32 protein-coding genes are annotated in these 17,818 nt (G+C 65.8%); 31 read left to right on the top strand and 1 reads right to left on the bottom strand.

Annotation, left to right across the window (positions count from 1 at the left end; genetic code table 11):
• From D7X32_RS35745 to rplQ, 31 genes are all read left to right on the top strand, one after another.
• Window positions 1-155 (top strand): EF-Tu C-terminal domain-related protein (locus D7X32_RS35745; protein WP_486320465.1); only part of this gene is annotated, 155 nt, incomplete at its 5' end.
• A gap of 194 nt (window positions 156-349) precedes the next feature.
• A complete protein-coding gene (gene rpsJ, locus D7X32_RS35740) occupies window positions 350-658 on the top strand; it encodes a 30S ribosomal protein S10 (RefSeq protein ID WP_002633608.1) in 309 nt (102 codons plus the stop codon).
• A 51-nt stretch (window positions 659-709) separates the two neighbouring features.
• A complete protein-coding gene (gene rplD / locus D7X32_RS35735; protein ID WP_120607019.1) occupies window positions 710-1,333 on the top strand; it encodes a 50S ribosomal protein L4 in 624 nt (207 codons plus the stop codon).
• A complete protein-coding gene (locus D7X32_RS35730) occupies window positions 1,330-1,623 on the top strand; it encodes a 50S ribosomal protein L23 (RefSeq protein ID WP_120523548.1) in 294 nt (97 codons plus the stop codon). The genes rplD and D7X32_RS35730 overlap by 4 nt, the downstream gene beginning before the upstream one ends.
• Window positions 1,624-1,660: 37 nt before the next feature.
• On the top strand, window positions 1,661-2,506 hold the full coding sequence (rplB, locus tag D7X32_RS35725) for a 50S ribosomal protein L2 (protein ID WP_120607018.1): 846 nt from the start codon (window positions 1,661-1,663) through the stop codon (window positions 2,504-2,506).
• Between the two features lie 13 nt (window positions 2,507-2,519).
• Complete coding sequence (rpsS, locus tag D7X32_RS35720) at window positions 2,520-2,807, top strand: 30S ribosomal protein S19 (protein ID WP_014395864.1); 288 nt, start codon at window positions 2,520-2,522, stop codon at window positions 2,805-2,807.
• Window positions 2,808-2,842: 35 nt separating this feature from the next.
• The gene (gene rplV, locus D7X32_RS35715; protein ID WP_014395865.1) at window positions 2,843-3,187 is read left to right on the top strand and encodes a 50S ribosomal protein L22; all 345 of its coding nucleotides are present in this window, start codon (window positions 2,843-2,845) and stop codon (window positions 3,185-3,187) included.
• A 41-nt stretch (window positions 3,188-3,228) separates the two neighbouring features.
• Window positions 3,229-3,891 (top strand): 30S ribosomal protein S3, encoded by a 663-nt coding sequence (gene rpsC / locus D7X32_RS35710; protein ID WP_120523546.1) that lies wholly within the window; start codon window positions 3,229-3,231, stop codon window positions 3,889-3,891.
• 64 nt (window positions 3,892-3,955) lie between these two features.
• Window positions 3,956-4,375 (top strand): 50S ribosomal protein L16, encoded by a 420-nt coding sequence (gene rplP / locus D7X32_RS35705; RefSeq protein WP_014395867.1) that lies wholly within the window; start codon window positions 3,956-3,958, stop codon window positions 4,373-4,375.
• 74 nt (window positions 4,376-4,449) lie between these two features.
• Window positions 4,450-4,656 carry a 50S ribosomal protein L29 gene (gene rpmC, locus D7X32_RS35700; protein WP_120523545.1) on the top strand — a complete coding sequence of 69 codons (207 nt, stop codon included), beginning with the start codon at window positions 4,450-4,452 and terminating at the stop codon, window positions 4,654-4,656.
• A gap of 83 nt (window positions 4,657-4,739) precedes the next feature.
• Window positions 4,740-5,066 (top strand): 30S ribosomal protein S17, encoded by a 327-nt coding sequence (gene rpsQ / locus D7X32_RS35695; protein ID WP_169821648.1) that lies wholly within the window; start codon window positions 4,740-4,742, stop codon window positions 5,064-5,066.
• Window positions 5,067-5,131: 65 nt separating this feature from the next.
• Window positions 5,132-5,500 carry a 50S ribosomal protein L14 gene (gene rplN / locus D7X32_RS35690; protein WP_014395870.1) on the top strand — a complete coding sequence of 123 codons (369 nt, stop codon included), beginning with the start codon at window positions 5,132-5,134 and terminating at the stop codon, window positions 5,498-5,500.
• A 42-nt stretch (window positions 5,501-5,542) separates the two neighbouring features.
• Complete coding sequence (rplX, locus tag D7X32_RS35685; protein ID WP_120523543.1) at window positions 5,543-5,872, top strand: 50S ribosomal protein L24; 330 nt, start codon at window positions 5,543-5,545, stop codon at window positions 5,870-5,872.
• Between the two features lie 176 nt (window positions 5,873-6,048).
• Entirely contained in the window at window positions 6,049-6,702 is a 654-nt protein-coding gene (gene rplE, locus D7X32_RS35680) for a 50S ribosomal protein L5 (RefSeq protein ID WP_120523542.1), read from the top strand.
• A gap of 26 nt (window positions 6,703-6,728) precedes the next feature.
• A complete protein-coding gene (locus tag D7X32_RS35675) occupies window positions 6,729-6,914 on the top strand; it encodes a type Z 30S ribosomal protein S14 (protein WP_014395873.1) in 186 nt (61 codons plus the stop codon).
• 169 nt (window positions 6,915-7,083) lie between these two features.
• Window positions 7,084-7,482, top strand: a complete 399-nt coding sequence (gene rpsH, locus D7X32_RS35670) for a 30S ribosomal protein S8 (protein ID WP_120523540.1) — start codon at window positions 7,084-7,086, stop codon at window positions 7,480-7,482.
• Window positions 7,483-7,546: 64 nt separating this feature from the next.
• Window positions 7,547-8,113, top strand: coding sequence for a 50S ribosomal protein L6 (rplF, locus tag D7X32_RS35665; RefSeq protein ID WP_120607017.1), 567 nt, complete (start codon window positions 7,547-7,549; stop codon window positions 8,111-8,113).
• A 108-nt stretch (window positions 8,114-8,221) separates the two neighbouring features.
• Window positions 8,222-8,578 (top strand): 50S ribosomal protein L18, encoded by a 357-nt coding sequence (gene rplR / locus D7X32_RS35660; RefSeq protein ID WP_120523538.1) that lies wholly within the window; start codon window positions 8,222-8,224, stop codon window positions 8,576-8,578.
• Window positions 8,579-8,600: 22 nt separating this feature from the next.
• Window positions 8,601-9,122, top strand: coding sequence for a 30S ribosomal protein S5 (gene rpsE, locus D7X32_RS35655; RefSeq protein WP_014395877.1), 522 nt, complete (start codon window positions 8,601-8,603; stop codon window positions 9,120-9,122).
• Window positions 9,123-9,124: 2 nt separating this feature from the next.
• On the top strand, window positions 9,125-9,394 hold the full coding sequence (gene rpmD, locus D7X32_RS35650) for a 50S ribosomal protein L30 (RefSeq protein ID WP_120532358.1): 270 nt from the start codon (window positions 9,125-9,127) through the stop codon (window positions 9,392-9,394).
• Window positions 9,395-9,410: 16 nt separating this feature from the next.
• Window positions 9,411-9,938 (top strand): 50S ribosomal protein L15, encoded by a 528-nt coding sequence (gene rplO / locus D7X32_RS35645; protein WP_120607016.1) that lies wholly within the window; start codon window positions 9,411-9,413, stop codon window positions 9,936-9,938.
• Window positions 9,939-10,069: 131 nt separating this feature from the next.
• A complete protein-coding gene (gene secY / locus D7X32_RS35640) occupies window positions 10,070-11,416 on the top strand; it encodes a preprotein translocase subunit SecY (protein ID WP_120607015.1) in 1,347 nt (448 codons plus the stop codon).
• 89 nt (window positions 11,417-11,505) lie between these two features.
• Complete coding sequence (locus D7X32_RS35635) at window positions 11,506-12,156, top strand: adenylate kinase (RefSeq protein WP_120607014.1); 651 nt, start codon at window positions 11,506-11,508, stop codon at window positions 12,154-12,156.
• Between the two features lie 101 nt (window positions 12,157-12,257).
• Window positions 12,258-13,016: a type I methionyl aminopeptidase gene (map, locus tag D7X32_RS35630; RefSeq protein ID WP_120607013.1), complete on the top strand. Its 759-nt coding sequence runs from the start codon at window positions 12,258-12,260 to the stop codon at window positions 13,014-13,016.
• A gap of 150 nt (window positions 13,017-13,166) precedes the next feature.
• A complete protein-coding gene (gene infA, locus D7X32_RS35625) occupies window positions 13,167-13,385 on the top strand; it encodes a translation initiation factor IF-1 (RefSeq protein WP_002614803.1) in 219 nt (72 codons plus the stop codon).
• Between the two features lie 67 nt (window positions 13,386-13,452).
• Window positions 13,453-13,569, top strand: coding sequence for a 50S ribosomal protein L36 (gene rpmJ / locus D7X32_RS35620; RefSeq protein WP_002633586.1), 117 nt, complete (start codon window positions 13,453-13,455; stop codon window positions 13,567-13,569).
• A 57-nt stretch (window positions 13,570-13,626) separates the two neighbouring features.
• Window positions 13,627-14,010 (top strand): 30S ribosomal protein S13, encoded by a 384-nt coding sequence (rpsM, locus tag D7X32_RS35615; RefSeq protein WP_014395883.1) that lies wholly within the window; start codon window positions 13,627-13,629, stop codon window positions 14,008-14,010.
• Between the two features lie 75 nt (window positions 14,011-14,085).
• Window positions 14,086-14,526 carry a 30S ribosomal protein S11 gene (rpsK, locus tag D7X32_RS35610; protein ID WP_014395884.1) on the top strand — a complete coding sequence of 147 codons (441 nt, stop codon included), beginning with the start codon at window positions 14,086-14,088 and terminating at the stop codon, window positions 14,524-14,526.
• Window positions 14,527-14,595: 69 nt separating this feature from the next.
• On the top strand, window positions 14,596-15,222 hold the full coding sequence (rpsD, locus tag D7X32_RS35605) for a 30S ribosomal protein S4 (RefSeq protein ID WP_120574782.1): 627 nt from the start codon (window positions 14,596-14,598) through the stop codon (window positions 15,220-15,222).
• Between the two features lie 202 nt (window positions 15,223-15,424).
• Entirely contained in the window at window positions 15,425-16,447 is a 1,023-nt protein-coding gene (locus D7X32_RS35600) for a DNA-directed RNA polymerase subunit alpha (protein WP_120523529.1), read from the top strand.
• A gap of 189 nt (window positions 16,448-16,636) precedes the next feature.
• Window positions 16,637-17,056 carry a 50S ribosomal protein L17 gene (gene rplQ, locus D7X32_RS35595; protein ID WP_120567144.1) on the top strand — a complete coding sequence of 140 codons (420 nt, stop codon included), beginning with the start codon at window positions 16,637-16,639 and terminating at the stop codon, window positions 17,054-17,056.
• A gap of 129 nt (window positions 17,057-17,185) precedes the next feature.
• On the opposite strand, the gene D7X32_RS35590 is transcribed toward rplQ, so the two are convergent.
• Window positions 17,186-17,818, bottom strand: a 633-nt coding sequence (locus D7X32_RS35590; protein WP_244239366.1) for a hypothetical protein, incomplete at its 5' end; no start/stop codon positions are given.

Here is a 17,818-nt window from a genome sequence, read left to right as displayed (position 1 = left end):
TGCCGGACAACGTCGAGATGGTCATGCCGGGCGACAACATCGCCATCGAGGTGGAGCTCATCACCCCGGTCGCGATGGAGAAGGAGCTCCGGTTCGCCGTTCGCGAGGGTGGTCGTACGGTGGGCGCGGGAGTTGTGGCGGAAATCATCGCGTAGTATTCAGCCCACCAGCTCTCCGGACGGCCCCTTGGGGGCGGTTCGGGGAGCCGGTGGAAATCCAGTTGCAACCCATGGGGTGTGGTGGTACACACCGCGCCCCTTCGTTCCGAAGAAACGGTTCTCTGAAATCCAGGCGTTGACGGGCGTACCGCCTCACGGTTCCCAGAGGTCGTTCAAAGAGGTTCTTGCGAATGGCGACACAGAAGATCCGCATCCGGCTGAAGGCGTACGACTCGAAGCTCCTGGATCAGAGTGCTGGGGAGATCGTCGAGACGGCCAAGCGCACGGGCGCCAAGGTGGCCGGTCCGATCCCCCTGCCGACGCGCATCAACAAGTTCACCGTGTTGCGTTCGCCGCACGTGGACAAGAAGAGCCGCGAGCAGTTCGAGATCCGCACGCACAAGCGCCTGCTCGATATCCTCGAGCCGACCCAGCAGACGCTGGACGCGCTGATGAAGCTGGATCTGTCTGCCGGCGTTGACGTCGAGATCAAGTCCTAGGAAGCGGGATGGCGTCGGAGTGGTTTCACTCTGACCCCCGAGGAAAGTGCCATGGCGAAGTTTGACGTAGTCGACCTGGATTTGAAGAAGGTGTCGGAGATCGAGCTCTCCGACGAGATCTTCGGCGCCGAGCCGAACACCCACCTGTTCTACGAGGTGGCGAAGATGCAGCAGATCAACCGGCGCCGCGGCACGGTCGGGGTGAAGAACACCTCGCTCGTCAGCGGCGGCGGCAAGAAGCCCTGGAAGCAGAAGGGCACCGGCCGCGCCCGCCAGGGCTCGATCCGCGCTTCCCACTGGGTGGGCGGCGGCAAGGCGATGGCCCCCAAGGCCCGCGACTACTTCTACCGGCCGCCCCGCAAGGTCCGCCGCGGTGCCCTGCGCGCCGTGCTGTCCCTGCGCGCCCGGGAGAAGCAGCTCATCATCCTGGATGGCTTCAAGCTGGACGCCCCGAAGTCGAAGCAGGCCTTCGAGGTGCTCACGCGCCGTCTGAAGCTCCAGAACGCGCTGGTCATCGACGAGCGTGGCAACACCAACCTGCACCGCAGCGTGCGCAACCTGGCGAAGTTCGACGTGCTGCCGCCCGAGGGTCTCAACCTCGAGTCCGTGCTCAAGCACTCGCACGTCGTCCTGACTTCCGCCGCCGCGAAGGCGCTCGAGGGGTCCCTGTCATGAATCTGAACGACGTCATCAAGGGCCCGCTCATCACGGAGAAGCTGGACAAGGCCCGGGAGAAGTTCCGCCAGTACTCGTTCATCGTGGACCGCAAGGCCACGAAGCACGACGTGTCCCGCGCGGTCCAGTCCCTGTTCAAGGTCACGGTGGAGGGTGTTCGCACCAACATCGTGCGTGGCAAGACGAAGCGGGTGGGCAAGAGCATCGGCCAGCGCCCCAACTTCAAGAAGGCGGTCGTCACCCTCAAGGAAGGTGACAAGATCGAACTCTTCGAAGGGGGAGCGGTCTGACGCCACTGGCGACAGATCCGCCTGAGAGGAACACACCATGGGCATCAAGAAGTACAAGCCGACAAGCGCCGCCCGCCGTTTGATGACGGTGTCCGACTTCGCGGACATCACCAAGGACTCGCCGGAGAAGTCTCTCACCGAGCCCATCAAGCGCTCCGGTGGCCGCAACGTCCACGGTCACATCACCCGCCGCCACCAGGGTGGCGGTCACAAGCGCCGCTACCGCGTCATCGACTTCAAGCGTCGTGACAAGGACGGCGTGCCGGCCAAGGTCGTCGCGGTTGAGTACGACCCGAACCGCACCGCCAACATCGCCCTCCTGCACTACGCGGACGGCGACAAGCGCTACATCCTGGCCCCCGTGGGCCTGAGCGTGGGCGACACCGTGTTCGCCGGCGCCACCGCCGACATCCGGCCGGGCAACAGCCTGCCGCTGCAGAACATCCCGGTGGGTACGGTCATCCACAACGTGGAGCTGAAGCCGGGCCGTGGCGCCCAGGTCATCCGCTCCGCGGGCACCTCCGGCCAGCTGATGGCCAAGGAAGAGCGCTACGCCCAGGTCCGTATGCCCTCGGGCGCCGTGCGCAAGGTGCTCATCGAGTGCCGTGCCACCGTCGGCCAGGTGGGCAACATCGAGCACGAAATCATCCGCATCGGTAAGGCGGGCAAGAGCCGCTGGTTGGGCATCCGTCCCACCGTCCGCGGTCTGGCGATGAACCCTGTCGACCACCCGCACGGTGGTGGTGAGGGTAAGTCCGGCCAGGGTAACCCGCATCCGGTGTCTCCGTGGGGCAAGAAGACCAAGGGCCTCACCACGCGCACCAACAAGCGCACCGACAAGTTCATCGTGAGCGGCCGCCGCCAGGGCGCGCGCAGCCAGTAAGAGGATTTGAAACATGGCTCGTTCGATTAAGAAGGGTCCGTTCGTTGACGATCACCTCCTCAAGAAGATCGAGGGGATGATCGCCGCGAACAAGAAGGCGGTCGTCAAGACCTGGTCCCGGCGCTCCACGATTCTCCCTGAGTTCGTGGGTCACACCTTCGCCGTTCACAACGGCAAGAAGTTCATTCCGGTGTTCGTGACGGAGAACATGGTGGGCCACAAGCTCGGCGAGTTCGCTCCTACGCGCACCTTCGGCGGGCACTCGGCGGAGAAGAAGGTCGCCAAGGCCCCGGGCAAGTAGCCCGTTCGCACGCCTGAGAGCCTGAGGAGATGACCATGGAGTCGACTGCACATCTGCGTCACCTGCGTATGAGCCCGCGCAAGCTGTCCCTTGTTGCCGCGCTCATCCGGGGCAAGCCTGTTGAGGCCGCCCTGAACATCCTGAAGTTCACCCCGCGCGCCGCCGCGCGGCCGGTGGAGAAGCTCATCAAGAGCGCCGTCGCCAACGCGACGGACCTGTCCAAGGGTCAGGTCGACGTGGATACGCTCTACGTCAAGACCATCTCCGTGGACCAGGCCGCCACCCAGCGCCGGTTCATGCCGCGCGCCATGGGGCGCGCGACGCCCATCCAGAAGAAGTCTGCCCACGTCCACGTCGTGCTGGCCGAGGCCAAGAAGTAGGACCCGTCGGGCCCCGCCCGGACGCACCAAGGAGATTCAGTTTGGGACAGAAAGTACATCCGATCGGGTTCCGGCTCGGCGTCATCAAGACCTGGGACTCCAAGTGGTTCGAGCACAAGAACTACGCCCAGTGGCTCCACGAGGACATCCGCATCCGCGAGTTCGTGAAGAAGTCGCTGAACCACGCGGGCGTGTCCAAGGTGGAGATTGAGCGCGCCGCCAACAAGGTGAAGGTCAACGTCCACACCGCGCGTCCGGGTATCGTCATCGGCAAGCGCGGCGCGGGCATCGAGACCGTCAAGAAGGACCTGCAGCAGTTCACCAAGAACGAGGTCTTCCTGAACATCGTCGAGGTCCGCAAGGCCGAGACCGACGCGCAGCTCGTGGCGGAGAACATCGCCACGCAGCTCGAGCGCCGCATCGCCTTCCGCCGCGCCATGAAGAAGGCGCTGCAGACCGCGATGAAGTTCGGGGCCAAGGGCATCCGCGTCGCTTGCTCGGGCCGCCTGGGTGGCGCCGAGATGGCCCGCTACGAGTGGTACCGCGAGGGCCGCGTGCCCCTGCACACCCTCCGTGCGGACATCGACTTCGGTTTCGCCGAGGCGAAGACGACCTACGGCAAGATTGGCTGCAAGGTCTGGATCTGCAAGGGCGAGGTCCTCCCCGGCAAGGGCGGCCAGGCCCCCATGCCCACCAACCGGTAAGACGCCCCCTGTGGGGCGGGTTTAACAGACCCGCCCTGCACGGAAGGCACGAAGGACATCGACCATGCTTCAGCCTGCTCGAACCAAATACCGCAAGATGCAGAAGGGCCGCATGTTCGGCTCGGCCCACCGCGGCAGCGACCTCACCTACGGTGAGTTCGGCTTGGTAAGCCTCCAGCCGGGATGGATCACCTCGCGCCAGATCGAGGCGGCCCGTATCGCGATGACCCGCCACGTGAAGCGCGGCGGCAAGATCTGGATCCGGATCTTCCCGGACAAGCCCATCACGAAGAAGCCCGCCGAAACCCGTATGGGTACCGGTAAGGGTGGCGTGGAGTACTACGTCGCGGTCGTCAAGCCGGGACGCGTCCTCTACGAGATGGAGGGCATGACGCAGGAGATCGCCACCGGTGCGCTGAAGCTGGCGCAGGCGAAGCTGCCGGTGCTCACCAAGATCGTGCGCCGCAGCGAGCTCTCGCTGTAGTCACGCACCGCCGGGACGGGCGCTCCACCTGGTGACAGGGGAGGGCGCCCGCATCCCGCGCCGAGGAGACCAAGATGGCGACTGCGAAGGAACTGAAGGACCTGTCGACGGACGACCTGCAGAACCGCGCGAAGGAACTGCGCGACACGCTGGTCCAGGATCGGCTCAAGCGTCGGACCGGCTCGCTGGACAGCCCCGCTGAGGGCGTGCAGCACCGCCGTGATCTGGCCCGCATCCTCACCGTCCTGGGCCAGAAGGCCCGGGCCGCGAAGGCGGGGTAGTAGTAGCAGTGCATCCGCGGGCATCCGGGCTCACCCGGATGTTCGTGGCCATCCGGGCAGAGGGCCCGGGTGCATGACAGACAGTGAGAACCAACATGGCTGAAGCGACCGAAACGCCCGCTGCCGAGACCTCCACCCGGGGTCGTCCCAAGACCCGCGTGGGCATCGTCACCTCCAACAAGATGCAGAAGACGGTGGTCGTCACCGTCCAGCGTCGTGCTCCCCACCCGAAGTACGGGAAGATCATGAGCCTGCGCGAGAAGTACAAGGCGCACGTCGAGGATCACGACTACCCGAAGAAGGTCACCATCAACGAGGGTGACCGGGTGCGCATCGCCGAGACCAAGCCCGCTTCGAAGGACAAGCGTTGGCGCGTGGTCGAGGTGTTGGAGAAGAGCAAGAACGTCTAGGTAGGCCACACCGCGTCCGTGCGCCATGAAGCGCGTGGACGGGTTCGAGCAAGAGGAGACTTCACATGATTCAGATGCAGAGTGTGCTCGATGTGGCCGACAACTCGGGCGCCAAGAAGGTGTTTTGCATCAAGGTTCTCGGCGGCTCCAAGCGCAAGTACGCCTCCATCGGCGACGTGATTGTCGTGTCGATCCGCGAGGCCCTGCCCAACTCCAAGGTGAAGAAGGGTGACGTGGCCAAGGCCGTCATCGTCCGCACCCGTCGCGAGGTGGGTCGTGCGGATGGCAGCTACATCAAGTTCGACGGTAACTCGGCGGTCCTCATCAACAAGGACCTGGAGCCCATCGGGACGCGCATCTTTGGGCCGGTCGCCCGTGAGCTGCGTGCCCGCAAGTTCATGAAGATCATCTCGCTGGCGCCCGAGGTCCTCTAAGAGGACGCAGGCCTGACGGCGAACAGCCAGAGTGAGGAAGCCATGCAGAAGCTGAAAGTCGGTGACACCATCCAGGTCATCTCCGGGTCAGAGCGCTCGGAGAAGACGCCGGCGACCAAGCGCGGCAAGGTGCTGAAGGTCGACCGGGAGGCGGGCCGCGTGACGGTCGAGGGTCTGCGCCTGGTCAAGCGCCACATGCGCAAGACGCCGCAGAGCCCCGAGGGCGGCATCATCGAGAAGCCGGGTACCATCGCGCTCTCGAACGTCCAGGTGGTCTGCGCCAAGTGTGACAAGCCGACCCGCGTCGGCATCCGCAAGGAGGGGGAGTCCTCCAAGCGGTTCTGCAAGCAGTGTGACGCCCTGATTGACTAGGGGTCGGTGTTCGGGCATGTATGCGCGCCCCTTGCCCCACCTCGTGGTGGGGCAAGCGGGCGTGCACGTCCAGAGGGCTGAAATGGTTGAGCCCTCCGGGTGTTTCCACGTTCTAGACGCAGGACTGATCGGACGCGCTGGGTCCATGACGGCGCTCCGAAGCAGGGGACTGAAAGATGGCTGACGAGAAGAAGGCCGACTCGAAGGAAAAGAAGAGCAAGAAGCGCGGGAAGGAAGAAGCCAAGAAGGTCGGCTTCGCCGCGAACATCGAAGAGGGTCTGAAGGCTCGCTCGGCGCGCCTCAAGGACCGCTTCCGTTCGGAAGGCGTCCCCGCGCTGATGAAGGAACTGGGGCTCAAGAACCCCATGGAAGTGCCGCGGCTGGAGAAGATCGTCGTCAACATGGGTCTGGGCGAGGCGCTCGCCAACAACAAGATCCTGGAGTCGGCGGTGGACCAGCTGGCTGCCATCACCGGTCAGAAGCCGGTCGTGACCCGCGCGCGCAAGTCCATCGCGAACTTCAAGCTGCGCCAGGGCCAGGCCATCGGTGCAGCCGTCACGCTGCGCGGCGACCGCATGTTCGAGTTCATGGACCGCCTCATCACCGTCGCGCTGCCGCGCGTTCGTGACTTCAAGGGCGTGTCCCCGAAGGCCTTTGACGGGAAGGGTAACTACACGCTTGGTGTGCGCGAGCAGATCATCTTCCCTGAAATCAACTACGATCAGATCGAGAAGGTGAAGGGGCTCAACATCAGCTTCGTCACCACCGCCCCGAACGACGAGCAGGGACTGGCGCTGATGCGTCACTTCGGCATGCCGTTCCGTCAGTAGGACCGAGCCCAGGACTCCCATCGATCATGGCCAAGCTCTCCAAGATTGCCCAGGCGAAGCGCAAGCTGAAGTTCCCCGTGCGTCAGTACAACCGCTGCGGTCTCTGCGGTCGTCCTCGCGCCTTCCTGCGCAAGTTCAAGATGTGCCGTATCTGCCTGCGTCACCGCGCCCTGCGCGGTGAGATCACTGGCGTCACCAAGTCGTCCTGGTAGACGCTGGAGCCCGGAAGCCGTCCCTGTCCTGAAGAGGGCAGGGCGGTTGCCGGTTGAAGTGGAAGGGAAGTGGCGGTCTCCGCGAACCCCCGGGATGGGCCCGGCAGGCGTGGTGGTCGCGAGCGCGGTGTGTCCCTGAAGGGGCCACTGCTTAGCTTGAAGGTGCTTCATGCCGGTCAATGATCCCGTCGGCGACATGCTGACCCGCCTGCGCAACGCCTCGCGTGCGCGGCACGACAAGGTTCTCATTCCCCACTCGAAGCTCAAGGTGGAGATCATCAAGGTCCTCAAGGACGAGGGCTACATCGGGGATTTCACGATCCACGAGGTCGCGCCGCAGAGCGAGATCACCGTCCAGTTGAAGTACGGCCCGGACCGCAGCCCGGCCATCACCGGCCTGCGCCGCGTGTCGAAGCCCGGCCTGCGCCGCTACGTCGCGGTGCGCGACATCCAGCCGGTGCTCGGCGGCATGGGCATCTCCATCCTCTCCACCTCGCGCGGCATCCTGGTGGACACCGAGGCCCGGAAGCAGAAGGTCGGCGGCGAGCTGCTCTGCACGGTCTACTAGCCAGGAGCCTGGGTGTAGCGCCCCGCGAGGAGCGCGCCCTGGGCGACGACAGCACGAGGCAATCATGAGTCGGATTGGAAAACTGGCGATCAAGCTTGGTGACAAGACGAAGGTCAATGTCGCCAACCAGCAGGTCAACTTCGAAGGCCCCAAGGGCAAGCTGTCCGTCAAGCTCCCCGCCAAGGTGAAGGTGGAGGTGAAGGACGGCCAGGTGACGGTTCAGCGTGAGGATGACTCGCGCGAGGCCCGCAGCCTGCACGGCCTGACGCGGACCATCCTCGCCAACGCGGCGAAGGGCGTGTCCACGGGCTTCGAGAAGCGCCTGGACATCCGCGGCGTTGGTTTCCGCGCGGAAGTGAAGGGCAAGGCCATCCACTTCTCGCTCGGCTACTCCCACCCGGTGGTGTTCAACCTGCCGGAGGGCGTGACGGCGGAAGTCGACAAGGTCTCGCGCACCGAGGACAGCCTTCCCACGGTGGGGCTCACGCTCCGCTCGGCGGACAAGGAATCCCTGGGCGCCACGGCGGTCAACATCCGCTCGCTGCGTCCGCCGGAGCCCTACAAGGGCAAGGGCATCAAGTACGCCGAGGAGCGCATCCGTCGTAAGGAGGGCAAGACCGGAACGACCTAGTCGTCGCCGCGTCTTCGCCGAGCATTCAACCCCGCCGGGCCTTGACGCCTGGCGGACTCATCCGGTGGCGGAAGGCCGCATCGCCGCCGGACGGAAAAGGAAGCAGCCATGTCCAAGACTGTCGAGCAGCGCCTCAAGAGGAAGAACCGCATCCGCAAGAAGCTCTCGGGTACCACCGAGCGCCCGCGGCTTACGGTGTACAAGAGCCTCAAGCACATCTACGCGCAGGTGGTGGACGACTCCACCGGCCGCACGCTGGCGTATGCGTCGTCCCTGTCCAAGGAGTTGAAGGGCAAGGACGAGGGCGACAAGAAGGCCGACGCGAAGCGCGTGGGCTCCCTCATCGCGGAGAAGTGCAAGGCCGCCAACGTCGATGCGGTGGTGTTCGACCGCAACGGCTTCCCCTACCATGGGCGCATCGCTGCCGTGGCCGACGCCGCGCGCGAAGCCGGCCTGAAGTTCTAGGTACCAGAAAGGAATTCCTCAAGTGGCAACTCCGATCAATCCGAACGATCTGGACCTGACCGACCGCGTGGTGAACATCAACCGCGTGGCCAAGGTGGTGAAGGGTGGCCGCCGGTTCTCCTTCGCCGCGCTTGTCGTGGTGGGCGATGGCAACGGGCACGTGGGCGTGGGCCTGGGCAAGGCCAACGAAGTCCCCGAGGCCATCCGCAAGGGCGGCGAGAACGCGAAGAAGAACCTGTTCCGCGTTCCTCGCATGGGCCACACCATCCCGCACGAGATCCTGGGGCACTTCGGTGCCGGCTGGGTGCTCCTGAAGCCGGCCTCCGAAGGTACGGGCGTCATCGCCGGTGGCGCGGTGCGCGCGGTGCTGGAAGCGGCGGGCATCCGCAACATCCTGACCAAGAGCCAGGGTTCGCGGAATCCTCACAACGTGCTGAAGGCCACGGTTGCGGGCCTGAAGCTGCTGCGCAGCGCGGAGCAGGTCGCGCGGCTGCGTGGCAAGGACGTCGAGACCCAGAAGCTCGCGGGCGAGGCGAGGGGCTAGTCATGGCGCTCAAGGTTAAGCTGACGAAGAGCTTCTCGGGGTCTTCCGAGGACATGCTGGCCACCATCAAGGGCCTCGGTCTGAAGAAGTTCGGCGACGAGCGGCTGTTGAAGGACACCCCGGCAGTGCGCGGCATGGTGTTCAAGGTGAAGCACCTGGTCTCCCTGGAGACGGTCAGCCAGGAGGCTCCGGCGCCCAAGCGCCGCAAGCCCCGGAAGATTGTCGCCCGGGACCGCGCCCTGGAGCGCCTGGCCGCCAAGGCCAAGGCCTGAGAACTGAGGATCCATCATGAGCATCCTGACCAATCTGAAGCGCCCTGAGGGCTCCTGGCACCGCAAGAAGCGCGTGGGCCGTGGCCAGGGCAGCGGCCTGGGCAAGACGGCCGGCCGCGGTGGCAAGGGCCAGAAGGCCCGCTCCGGCAACATGCGGTTCGAAGGCTTCGAAGGCGGCCAGAGCCCGCTGCAGCGCCGCCTGCCGAAGTTCGGGTTCAACCCGCCCAACCGCACCACCTACGCGGTGGTGAACCTGGGCGACCTGGAGCACGTGTTCGACGCGGGCGCCACGGTGGACGAGGCCGCGCTGAAGCAGGCGGGCCTGGTCAAGGGCCGTTATGACGGCGTGAAGGTCCTGGCCCACGGCGAGCTCGCCAAGAAGCTGACGGTCCGCGTGAACAAGGTGTCCGCGGCGGCCCGTGAGAACATCGAGAAGGCGGGCGGCTCCGTGGAGGAGCTCCCGCTGGTGGCGCACAAGCCGGAGTCGGCCGCCAAGGCCCACGCCGGCAAGGGCGTCAAGGCTCCTCGCCAGCCCCGGGCGTAGGCGTGACCGGCGCGCATCACGGTGATGTGGTGCGCGCCCCCAGCCTTGTGTAGGCTTCCGCGCCCCTTTCCGGAACCGGAGAGGGGCGTTTGTTGTTGCTGGCAGAACCTCTTGAAGAGGATGGCATTACCGTGGCCCTGAACGCCCTCGCCAACGTCTTCCGCATCGCGGAGCTGCGCAGCCGGCTTGCGTACACGCTCGTGCTGCTGTCCGTCTACCGCATCGGCATCTTCATCAACACGCCGGGCGTGGACCGCTCCGCGATGAACGCGTTCATGGACGCCCAGAAACAATCGGGCGGTCTGGTGTCGCTGTTCAATCTCTTCTCCGGCGGCGCGCTGGAGCAGATGTCCATCTTCGGTCTGGGCATCATGCCGTACGTGAGCGCCTCCATCATCATCCAGCTCCTGGCGGTGGTGGTGCCAAGCCTGGAGCGCCTGCAGAAGGAAGGCGCCGCGGGCCGCCAGAAGATCAACCAGTACACGCGCTACGGCAGCATCGTTCTGTCCGTCGTGCAGGGCGTGGGCATCTCGCGGTGGCTGGCCTCGCTGGGCCGCTCCGACGCGGGGCAGGGCGGCTTCAACCAGGTGGTGGTGCCCAACGACAACCTCTGGTTCACCTTCATGACGGTGGTGAGCCTCACGGCGGGCACGGCCTTCATCATGTGGCTGGGCGAGCGCATCACCGAGCGCGGCATTGGCAACGGCATCTCGCTCATCATCTTCGCGGGCATCGTGGCGCGTGTGCTGCCCGGCGCGAAGACGCTGCTGGACCTGACGACGCAGGAAGTGGTGAACGTGGCCGCGGTGCTGGGCCTGCTCTTCTTCATGCTCCTCATCATCGGCGTGGTGGTCTACGTGGAGCGCGGCATGCGGCGGGTACCCATCCAGTACGCCAAGCGCATGGCGGGCCGGCGCATGTTCGCGGGCCAGGCTACGTACTTCCCCATGAAGGTGAATGCCTCGGGCGTGATTCCCCCCATCTTCGCCGGCGCGGTGCTGTCCTTCCCAGCGACGCTGGGCGCTTGGTTCCCCTTCCTGCAGGGCTTCCAGCGCAGCATCGAGGGCAACCTCTGGGTCTACAACGGTCTGTTCGTGCTGCTGGTGGTGTTCTTCTCCTACTTCTACACGGCGCTGACCTTCCGCCCGGATGACGTGGCGGACAACATCAAGAAGCAGGGTGGCTACATCCCCGGCATCCGCCCGGGCCGCCAGACGGCGGAGTTCATCGAGCGCACGCTCAACCGCCTCACGTTCGGTGGCGCCATCTACCTGGCCATCATCTGCGTGATTCCGTCCGTCATCAGCAGCGTGCTGGGTGTGCGGTTCACCTTCGGCGGTACGGCGCTTCTCATCGTCGTGGGCGTGGCGCTGGACACGGTGCAGCAGATTGAAGGGCACCTCATCAGCCGCAACTACGAAGGCTTCGCGGGTCCGCGCGGTCCGCGCATCCGTGGTCGGGTTCGCGTGGCGGCCTGACGTTGGTCGGTTGTGTTCCGGCGCCTCTCCCCAACGGTGGGGAGGGGCGCCTCGTCGTTCAAGGGTGGACGCAGGTGCAAAGGAGCGACATGAACCTCATCCTCTTGGGGCCGCCGAACGCCGGGAAGGGAACCCAGGCGAAGAAGCTCTACGTGGACTTCCAGATCCCGCAGATCTCCACCGGCGACATCCTGCGCAAGGCCGTGAAGGATGGCACGCCGCTGGGCAAGGTGGCCGGGCCGCTGATGGCCGCGGGGCAGTACGTTCCGGACGATGTCGTCATCGGCATCGTGGAGGAGCGGCTGAAGGAGTCGGACGTGGCCAAGGGCTTCGTGCTCGATGGCTTTCCGCGCACCCCGGGCCAGGCGGACGCGCTGGACCGGATGCTGGAGCGGCTGGGCAAGCAACTGAACGCGGTGGTTTCGCTCGAGGTCCCGCACTCGACACTGGTCGAGCGTGGCTCTGGCCGGCGCGTGTGCCCCAATGACGGGTCCGTCTACCACGTCACCCAGAGCCCGCCGAAGCGCGCCGGCCTGTGCGACAAGTGCAGCACGGAGCTCGTGCAGCGCCCGGATGACACGCCGGAGGTCATCGAGAAGCGCCTTCAGAAGTACGACGCGGAGACCTCTCCCCTGAAGGACTTCTACGCGAAGAAGGGGCTGCTCAAGAGCGTGGACGGCGTCGGGTCTCCGGAAGGCATCTACGAGGAGATCAAGAAGGCTGCCGGCCGTCCTGCCTGAGTCCAGGCCAGGCAGTAGGACGGGGGCAGGTCCGGCCTGGACTGCCGCCCCACCGGTCGCGGGTTTCGGACAGGGCAGCGGACCGGTAGGGAAAAGGGCGCATGAACCCCATGGAGATCAAAAGCCCGGATGAGATCGCCCTGATGCGGGATGCGGGGCGGATCGTCTGTGAAATCCTGGACGAGTTGGAGAAGGCGGTCGCTCCTGGCGTCTCTACCTGGGAGCTGGATGCCCTGGCCGAGAAGCTCATTGCCCAGAAGGGTGCCAGGCCGGCGTTCAAGGGCTACCACGGCTTCCCGGGCGTGCTCTGTGCCTCCGTGAACCAGGAGGTGGTCCACGGCATCCCCAGCCGGAAGCGCCGGCTGGTGGCTGGGGACTTGATGAAGCTGGACTTCGGGGTGGTCTACCGGGGCTTCTTCGGGGACTCGGCGCGCACGGTGCCTGTGGGGAAGGTGACGCCGGAGGCCCAGGCCCTGGTGGACGCCACCCGGCAATCCCTGGAGAAGGCCATCCGGGTGATGCAGCCGGGCAACCGGATCGGCGACATTGGCCACGCGGTGCAGAGTCACGTGGAAGCCCGGGGGTTCTCCGTGGTCCGGGACTTCGTCGGGCACGGCATCGGGCGGAAGCTGCATGAGCCGCCCCAGGTGCCCAACTATGGGCAGGCGGGGGCGGGGATGAAGCTGCGGCCGGGCATGGTCCTGGCGGTGGAACCGATGGTGAACCAGGGAACGCCCGACGTGGAGGTCCTGGAGGACGAGTGGACGGCCGTCACCGTGGACGGCAAGTTGTCCGCTCACTTCGAGCACACCATCCTGATCTCGGAGCGGGGGCCGGAAGTGCTCACCCGGCGCTCATGAAGGGCCCCAGACCCGGGGTGAAATAGGGTGATGTCAGCAGGTGTTGATAGAGGTCCAGATTTCAGATCGCGCGGCGCTTGCTACTTACGGACCAAAGTGTTATCCCGCCGCGCTTCCAGAAGGTTCGTGGTCCGGGAAGAAGGTTGACGCTTGCCGAAGGATGATTCCATCGAAGTCGAGGGGACCGTTATGGAACCCCTACCGAACGCGATGTTCCGCGTGGTGCTGGACAACGGCCACAAGGTGCTCGCGCACATCTCGGGCAAGATGCGGATGCACTTCATCCGTATCCTCCCGGGCGACAAGGTGAAGGTCGAGTTGTCGCCGTATGACCTGACCCGTGGACGGATCACGTACCGGGCCAAGTAATTCGCGCCGGCCGCCTGTGCGGACCGGCTGTTGTGCTTTTCTCCGTTGAAGGAAGGAAGTTCGCTCCATGAAGGTTCGGGCGTCCGTCAAGAAGATCTGCGACAAGTGCAAGGTTGTTCGCCGTAAGGGCATCGTGCGCGTCATCTGCGCCTCCAACCCCCGGCACAAGCAGCGCCAGGGCTAGAGAGTCCCACAGGGACTCTTCAGCCTCAGACCAACTCCACAACAAGGAAGACCGAAGATGGCTCGTATCGCCGGCATCGATCTGCCGCCCAACAAGCGCGCGGTGATCTCGCTCCAGTACATCTACGGGATCGGTAACAAGACCGCGCACGACATCATCGAGGCGGCGGGCATCGATCTCACCACCCGGACCAAGGACCTCACCGAGGACCAGGCTCGAAAGATCCGAGAGATCATCGAGGCCAACTACAAGGTCGAGGGTGACCTCCGGCGCGAGGTGACCATGAACATCAAGCGGCTGATGGACCTGGGTTGCTACCGGGGTCTGCGTCACCGCAAGGGTCTTCCGGTCCGCGGCCAGCGCACCCACACCAACGCGCGCACCCGCAAGGGTCCCAAGCGAGGCATCGTTCGCGCGAAGCCGGCCGCTCCGGCCCGCTAAACCCTCTGGCGCCCGCAGCCTCACTCCATGTGAGGCGCGGGCGTTGATCACCTACTCCCAGGAGCAGCGATTCACATGGCTGACGAGATCAATACCGCCGCCGCGCCGGCCGGTGCCGAGGGTGGCGAGACCCCTGCGGCGAAGAAGAGCAAGCGCAAGGGCAAGAAGAACATCCTCAACGGCGTGGTCCACATCCAGTCCACGTTCAACAACACCATCATCACGATCACGGACGTGTCCGGGAACGTGATCTCCTGGTCGTCGGCCGGGGCGCGCGGCTTCAAGGGCAGCCGCAAGTCCACGCCGTTCGCGGCGCAGGTTGCCGCTGGCGACGCCGCGGCGAAGGCGATGGAGCACGGTCTGAAGACCGTGACGGTGTTCGTGAAGGGGCCGGGCGCGGGCCGTGAGTCGGCGCTGCGCGCGCTGGCCGCCGCCGGCCTGAAGATCAGCCTCATCCGCGACGTGACGCCCATCCCGCACAACGGCTGCCGTCAGCCCAAGCGCCGCCGCGTCTAATCACCGCTTCGGGCCGGGGCTCGCGTGCTGCGCGGGCCCGGCTCCAGACCATCTGCAAGGAGAGTTTCCGTGGCTCGTTATACCGCGAGCGCCTGCCGTATCTGCCGGCGCGAGAACCTGAAGATGTACCTCAAGGGCGACCGTTGCTACACGGACAAGTGCGCCATCGAGCGCCGCCCCTATCCCCCCGGTCAGCACGGCCAGGGCCGCGTGAAGTTCTCCGGCTACGGCGTGCAGCTGCGCGAGAAGCAGAAGGTCAAGCGCATGTACGGCCTGCTCGAGAACCAGTTCCGCGGGTACTACCACCGCGCGTCCGCGGCCAAGGGCAAGACGGGTGAGAACCTGCTGCAGCAGCTCGAGCTCCGCCTGGACAACGTGGTGTTCCGCATGGGCTTCGCGGACACGCGCAACGAGGCGCGCCAGCTGGTGCGTCACGGTCACTTCCAGGTCAACGGCCGCCGGGTGAACATCCCGTCGTTCTCCGTGAAGCCGGGCAGCGCCGTGGAAGTGGTCGAGAAGAGCCGCAAGGTGCTCCGCATCTCCGAGGCGCTGGAGACGGTGGACCGCCGTGGCGTTCCGCAGTGGATTGACCTGGACAAGAAGTCGTTCAAGGGCACGGTCAAGACGGTCCCGAACCGCGAGGACCTGACCATGCCCATCCAGGAGCAGCTCATCGTCGAGTTGTACTCGAAGTAATCCTGGGTGCCGGACCCGCTGTACCGGGTCCCTCCCGCAGTGGACGCCCTGGCCGACGAGGCCGGGGCGTCGTTGCTTTGTCGCCTGGAGGGCGTGTCCTGCGCGCGCCAGGCGAGGCTGTTACGCAGTCCCCCCGCGTGCCCGTCCTCCCGCCACCCTGGCGGGGATGTGGGTGATGGCGCACGCTTCGAGGAGCAGTCCCATGGCCGATACGTTTGTTGCGAAGAACTGGCGCGACCTCATCAAGCCGCGCCGCATGGAAGTGGACCAGGACTCGCTGAGCCCCACGTACGGCAAGTTCGTGGCGGAGCCGCTGGAGCGCGGCTTCGGGACGACGCTGGGCAACTCGCTGCGGCGGGTGCTGTTGTCGTCGCTGCAGGGCGCGGCCATCACCTCCGTGAAGATTGAGGGAGTGGACCACGAGTTCACGACCATCCCCGAGGTGGCCGAGGACGTCACGGACGTCGTGTTGAACCTGAAGGAGGTCCTCCTCCGGATGCACACGAACGAGACGAAGACGCTGCGCATCGAGGTGGAAGGCCCCAAGGAAGTGAAGGCGGGCGACCTCATCGCGGACCAGGACGTGGAGATCCTCAACCCGGGTCACCACATCTGCACCGTGTCCGAGGGCGGCAAGGTGCGCATGGAGCTGACGTGCCGCCGGGGCCGGGGCTACGTGCCGGCGTCCACCAACAAGGTGGCGGGCGCGCCCATCGGGACCATCCCCATCGACTCGCTCTTCTCGCCCATCCGCAAGGTGAACTACCAGGTCACCAACGCGCGCGTCGGTCAGGTCACGGACTTCGACAAGCTGTCGCTCGAGGTCTGGACGGACGGCTCCGTGGTGCCGCAGGACGCGGTGGCCTACGCGGCGAAGATCATCAAGGAGCAGCTCACGGTGTTCGTGAACTTCGACGAGACCGAGGAGCCGGTCGTCGCCGAGGCGCCGAAGGAAGAGGCCAAGCTCAACGAGAACCTGTTCCGCTCGGTGGACGAGCTGGAGCTGTCGGTGCGTTCGGCCAACTGCCTGCAGCAGGCGAACATCAAGTCCATCGGTGACCTGGTCCAGCGCACCGAGGCGGAGATGCTCAAGACGAAGAACTTCGGCCGCAAGTCTCTGAAGGAGATCAAGGAGATCCTCGCGGAGATGGGCCTGTCGCTGGGCATGAAGCTGGAGAACTGGCCGCCGAAGAACGCGCCGGCTCCCGCGGCCCCCAAGGCCTGAGCGTCGTCGTTTCCTGAAGCACCTGCTCCGCACCCCACCGACACGGCTTCACGGTGGCGCGGGGCAGGGGGCCCTGGTACACAGGGCCCGATTCAACGGCGGCCCCCGGTGTCGGGGCCGTCCTTCCCACCCGGTACCTGATACGGCCGGAGTGGTGGGGTTCTCAAGAAGAGGCCCCGGAGCACGCGCATGCGCCACAAGGTCGGACAAAGGAAGCTGCACCGCACCACGAGCCACCGTCTCGCGATGCTGAACAACATGGTCACGTCGCTGCTGGAGCACGGGGCCATCCGCACCACCGTTCCCAAGGCGAAGGAAGTCCGTCCGCTGGCGGAGCGCATCATCACGCTCGCCAAGCGCGGTGGCCTGTCCAACGTGCGCCTTGCCGCCCGCACCGTGAAGGACCGCACGGTCCTCCAGAAGGTGTTCAGCGAGTACAAGGAGCGTTACGCCTCCCGTCCGGGTGGCTACACCCGCATCGTGCGCCTGGGCTTCCGCCGGGGCGACGCCGCGGAGATGGCCCTCATCGAGCTGGTGGACCGTCCCGCGAAGGCCCCGGCCGCCGCTGAGACGACCGAGGCTCCCGCCGAGGCGAAGACCGAGGGTTGAGCCGTTCCCCGCGCCCGGGCCCCACGTGAGTGAGGTCCGGCCGGGCTGAAGAAGCACCGAGGGCGCCTTCCTGCTTCAGGAGGGCGCCCTTCGTGTTTCCAGGGGCTGGGCGCTGCTACCCGCGGCGGGCTACTTCTTCGGGGCCAGGAGGCGCTTCCACTCCTCCTGGAGGGAAGGCGTGAGGTCGGCGTTGTCGTCCGAGCTCTTCATCGTCAGCGCCTGGAAGCGGAGGTCCGCGGGCGCGGAGCCGCCGTTCTTCCCCAGCAGCTGCTTGGGCGTGATGGTGACGAAGTTGCCGGGCTGCACCTCGGCCACCACCGCCTTGTACTCGTTGTTCACGGTGATGATGACGTCGCGCCAGACGTCCTTGCTCTCGTTCCAGATGGTGACGGAGGGCCGGTCCAGCTTGTCGCTGAGCACCAGGCGCGCGTCCATGTCACCCGTGTCCAGGGAGCTGCCCGGGCACGCGATGCCGAAGCTGGCGACGGACAGGATGATCCACCCCGCGACGATGCCGGCCTTGTACTTGAAGAAGCGGTCGCTCGCGCGGAAGTCCGCGAACTGCTCCTTCAGGATGGAGAAGGCATTGAGGACGACGTTGGACGTCTCCGCGGCGACGCGCTTGCCCAGGGCGCCTTCCGCCTTGGGCTTCTCCAACGGGGCCGCGCGGGCGGCGCTCACGGCGCGCATGCCGGGACTGGTGGCCGCCCGAGGCTGGGTGCCGGGATTGGACGGCGTCCGGGGTGGCGGGGTGCTGGGAGG

It is taken from the genome of Corallococcus carmarthensis (assembly GCF_003611695.1).
GTDB lineage: Bacteria > Myxococcota > Myxococcia > Myxococcales > Myxococcaceae > Corallococcus > Corallococcus carmarthensis.
The sequence above is the reverse complement of the archived record's forward strand: the minus strand, read 5'-3'. Positions and strand labels throughout refer to the sequence as shown.

Coding starts and splice junctions, on each gene's coding strand:
- rpmJ (WP_002633586.1), top strand. CDS start 13,453: ATGAAGGTTCGGGCGTCCGTCAAGAAGATCTGCGACAAGTGCAAGGTT.
- rplF (WP_120607017.1), top strand. CDS start 7,547: ATGAGTCGGATTGGAAAACTGGCGATCAAGCTTGGTGACAAGACGAAG.
- rplO (WP_120607016.1), top strand. CDS start 9,411: ATGAGCATCCTGACCAATCTGAAGCGCCCTGAGGGCTCCTGGCACCGC.
- rplN (WP_014395870.1), top strand. CDS start 5,132: ATGATTCAGATGCAGAGTGTGCTCGATGTGGCCGACAACTCGGGCGCC.
- rplB (WP_120607018.1), top strand. CDS start 1,661: ATGGGCATCAAGAAGTACAAGCCGACAAGCGCCGCCCGCCGTTTGATG.
- rplR (WP_120523538.1), top strand. CDS start 8,222: ATGTCCAAGACTGTCGAGCAGCGCCTCAAGAGGAAGAACCGCATCCGC.
- rplQ (WP_120567144.1), top strand. CDS start 16,637: ATGCGCCACAAGGTCGGACAAAGGAAGCTGCACCGCACCACGAGCCAC.
- rpsH (WP_120523540.1), top strand. CDS start 7,084: ATGCCGGTCAATGATCCCGTCGGCGACATGCTGACCCGCCTGCGCAAC.
- rplX (WP_120523543.1), top strand. CDS start 5,543: ATGCAGAAGCTGAAAGTCGGTGACACCATCCAGGTCATCTCCGGGTCA.
- rpmC (WP_120523545.1), top strand. CDS start 4,450: ATGGCGACTGCGAAGGAACTGAAGGACCTGTCGACGGACGACCTGCAG.
- rplE (WP_120523542.1), top strand. CDS start 6,049: ATGGCTGACGAGAAGAAGGCCGACTCGAAGGAAAAGAAGAGCAAGAAG.
- rpsJ (WP_002633608.1), top strand. CDS start 350: ATGGCGACACAGAAGATCCGCATCCGGCTGAAGGCGTACGACTCGAAG.
- D7X32_RS35635 (WP_120607014.1), top strand. CDS start 11,506: ATGAACCTCATCCTCTTGGGGCCGCCGAACGCCGGGAAGGGAACCCAG.
- D7X32_RS35730 (WP_120523548.1), top strand. CDS start 1,330: ATGAATCTGAACGACGTCATCAAGGGCCCGCTCATCACGGAGAAGCTG.
- rpsS (WP_014395864.1), top strand. CDS start 2,520: ATGGCTCGTTCGATTAAGAAGGGTCCGTTCGTTGACGATCACCTCCTC.
- D7X32_RS35675 (WP_014395873.1), top strand. CDS start 6,729: ATGGCCAAGCTCTCCAAGATTGCCCAGGCGAAGCGCAAGCTGAAGTTC.
- rpmD (WP_120532358.1), top strand. CDS start 9,125: ATGGCGCTCAAGGTTAAGCTGACGAAGAGCTTCTCGGGGTCTTCCGAG.
- rplV (WP_014395865.1), top strand. CDS start 2,843: ATGGAGTCGACTGCACATCTGCGTCACCTGCGTATGAGCCCGCGCAAG.
- D7X32_RS35600 (WP_120523529.1), top strand. CDS start 15,425: ATGGCCGATACGTTTGTTGCGAAGAACTGGCGCGACCTCATCAAGCCG.
- rpsK (WP_014395884.1), top strand. CDS start 14,086: ATGGCTGACGAGATCAATACCGCCGCCGCGCCGGCCGGTGCCGAGGGT.
- rplP (WP_014395867.1), top strand. CDS start 3,956: ATGCTTCAGCCTGCTCGAACCAAATACCGCAAGATGCAGAAGGGCCGC.
- map (WP_120607013.1), top strand. CDS start 12,258: ATGAACCCCATGGAGATCAAAAGCCCGGATGAGATCGCCCTGATGCGG.
- rplD (WP_120607019.1), top strand. CDS start 710: ATGGCGAAGTTTGACGTAGTCGACCTGGATTTGAAGAAGGTGTCGGAG.
- rpsM (WP_014395883.1), top strand. CDS start 13,627: ATGGCTCGTATCGCCGGCATCGATCTGCCGCCCAACAAGCGCGCGGTG.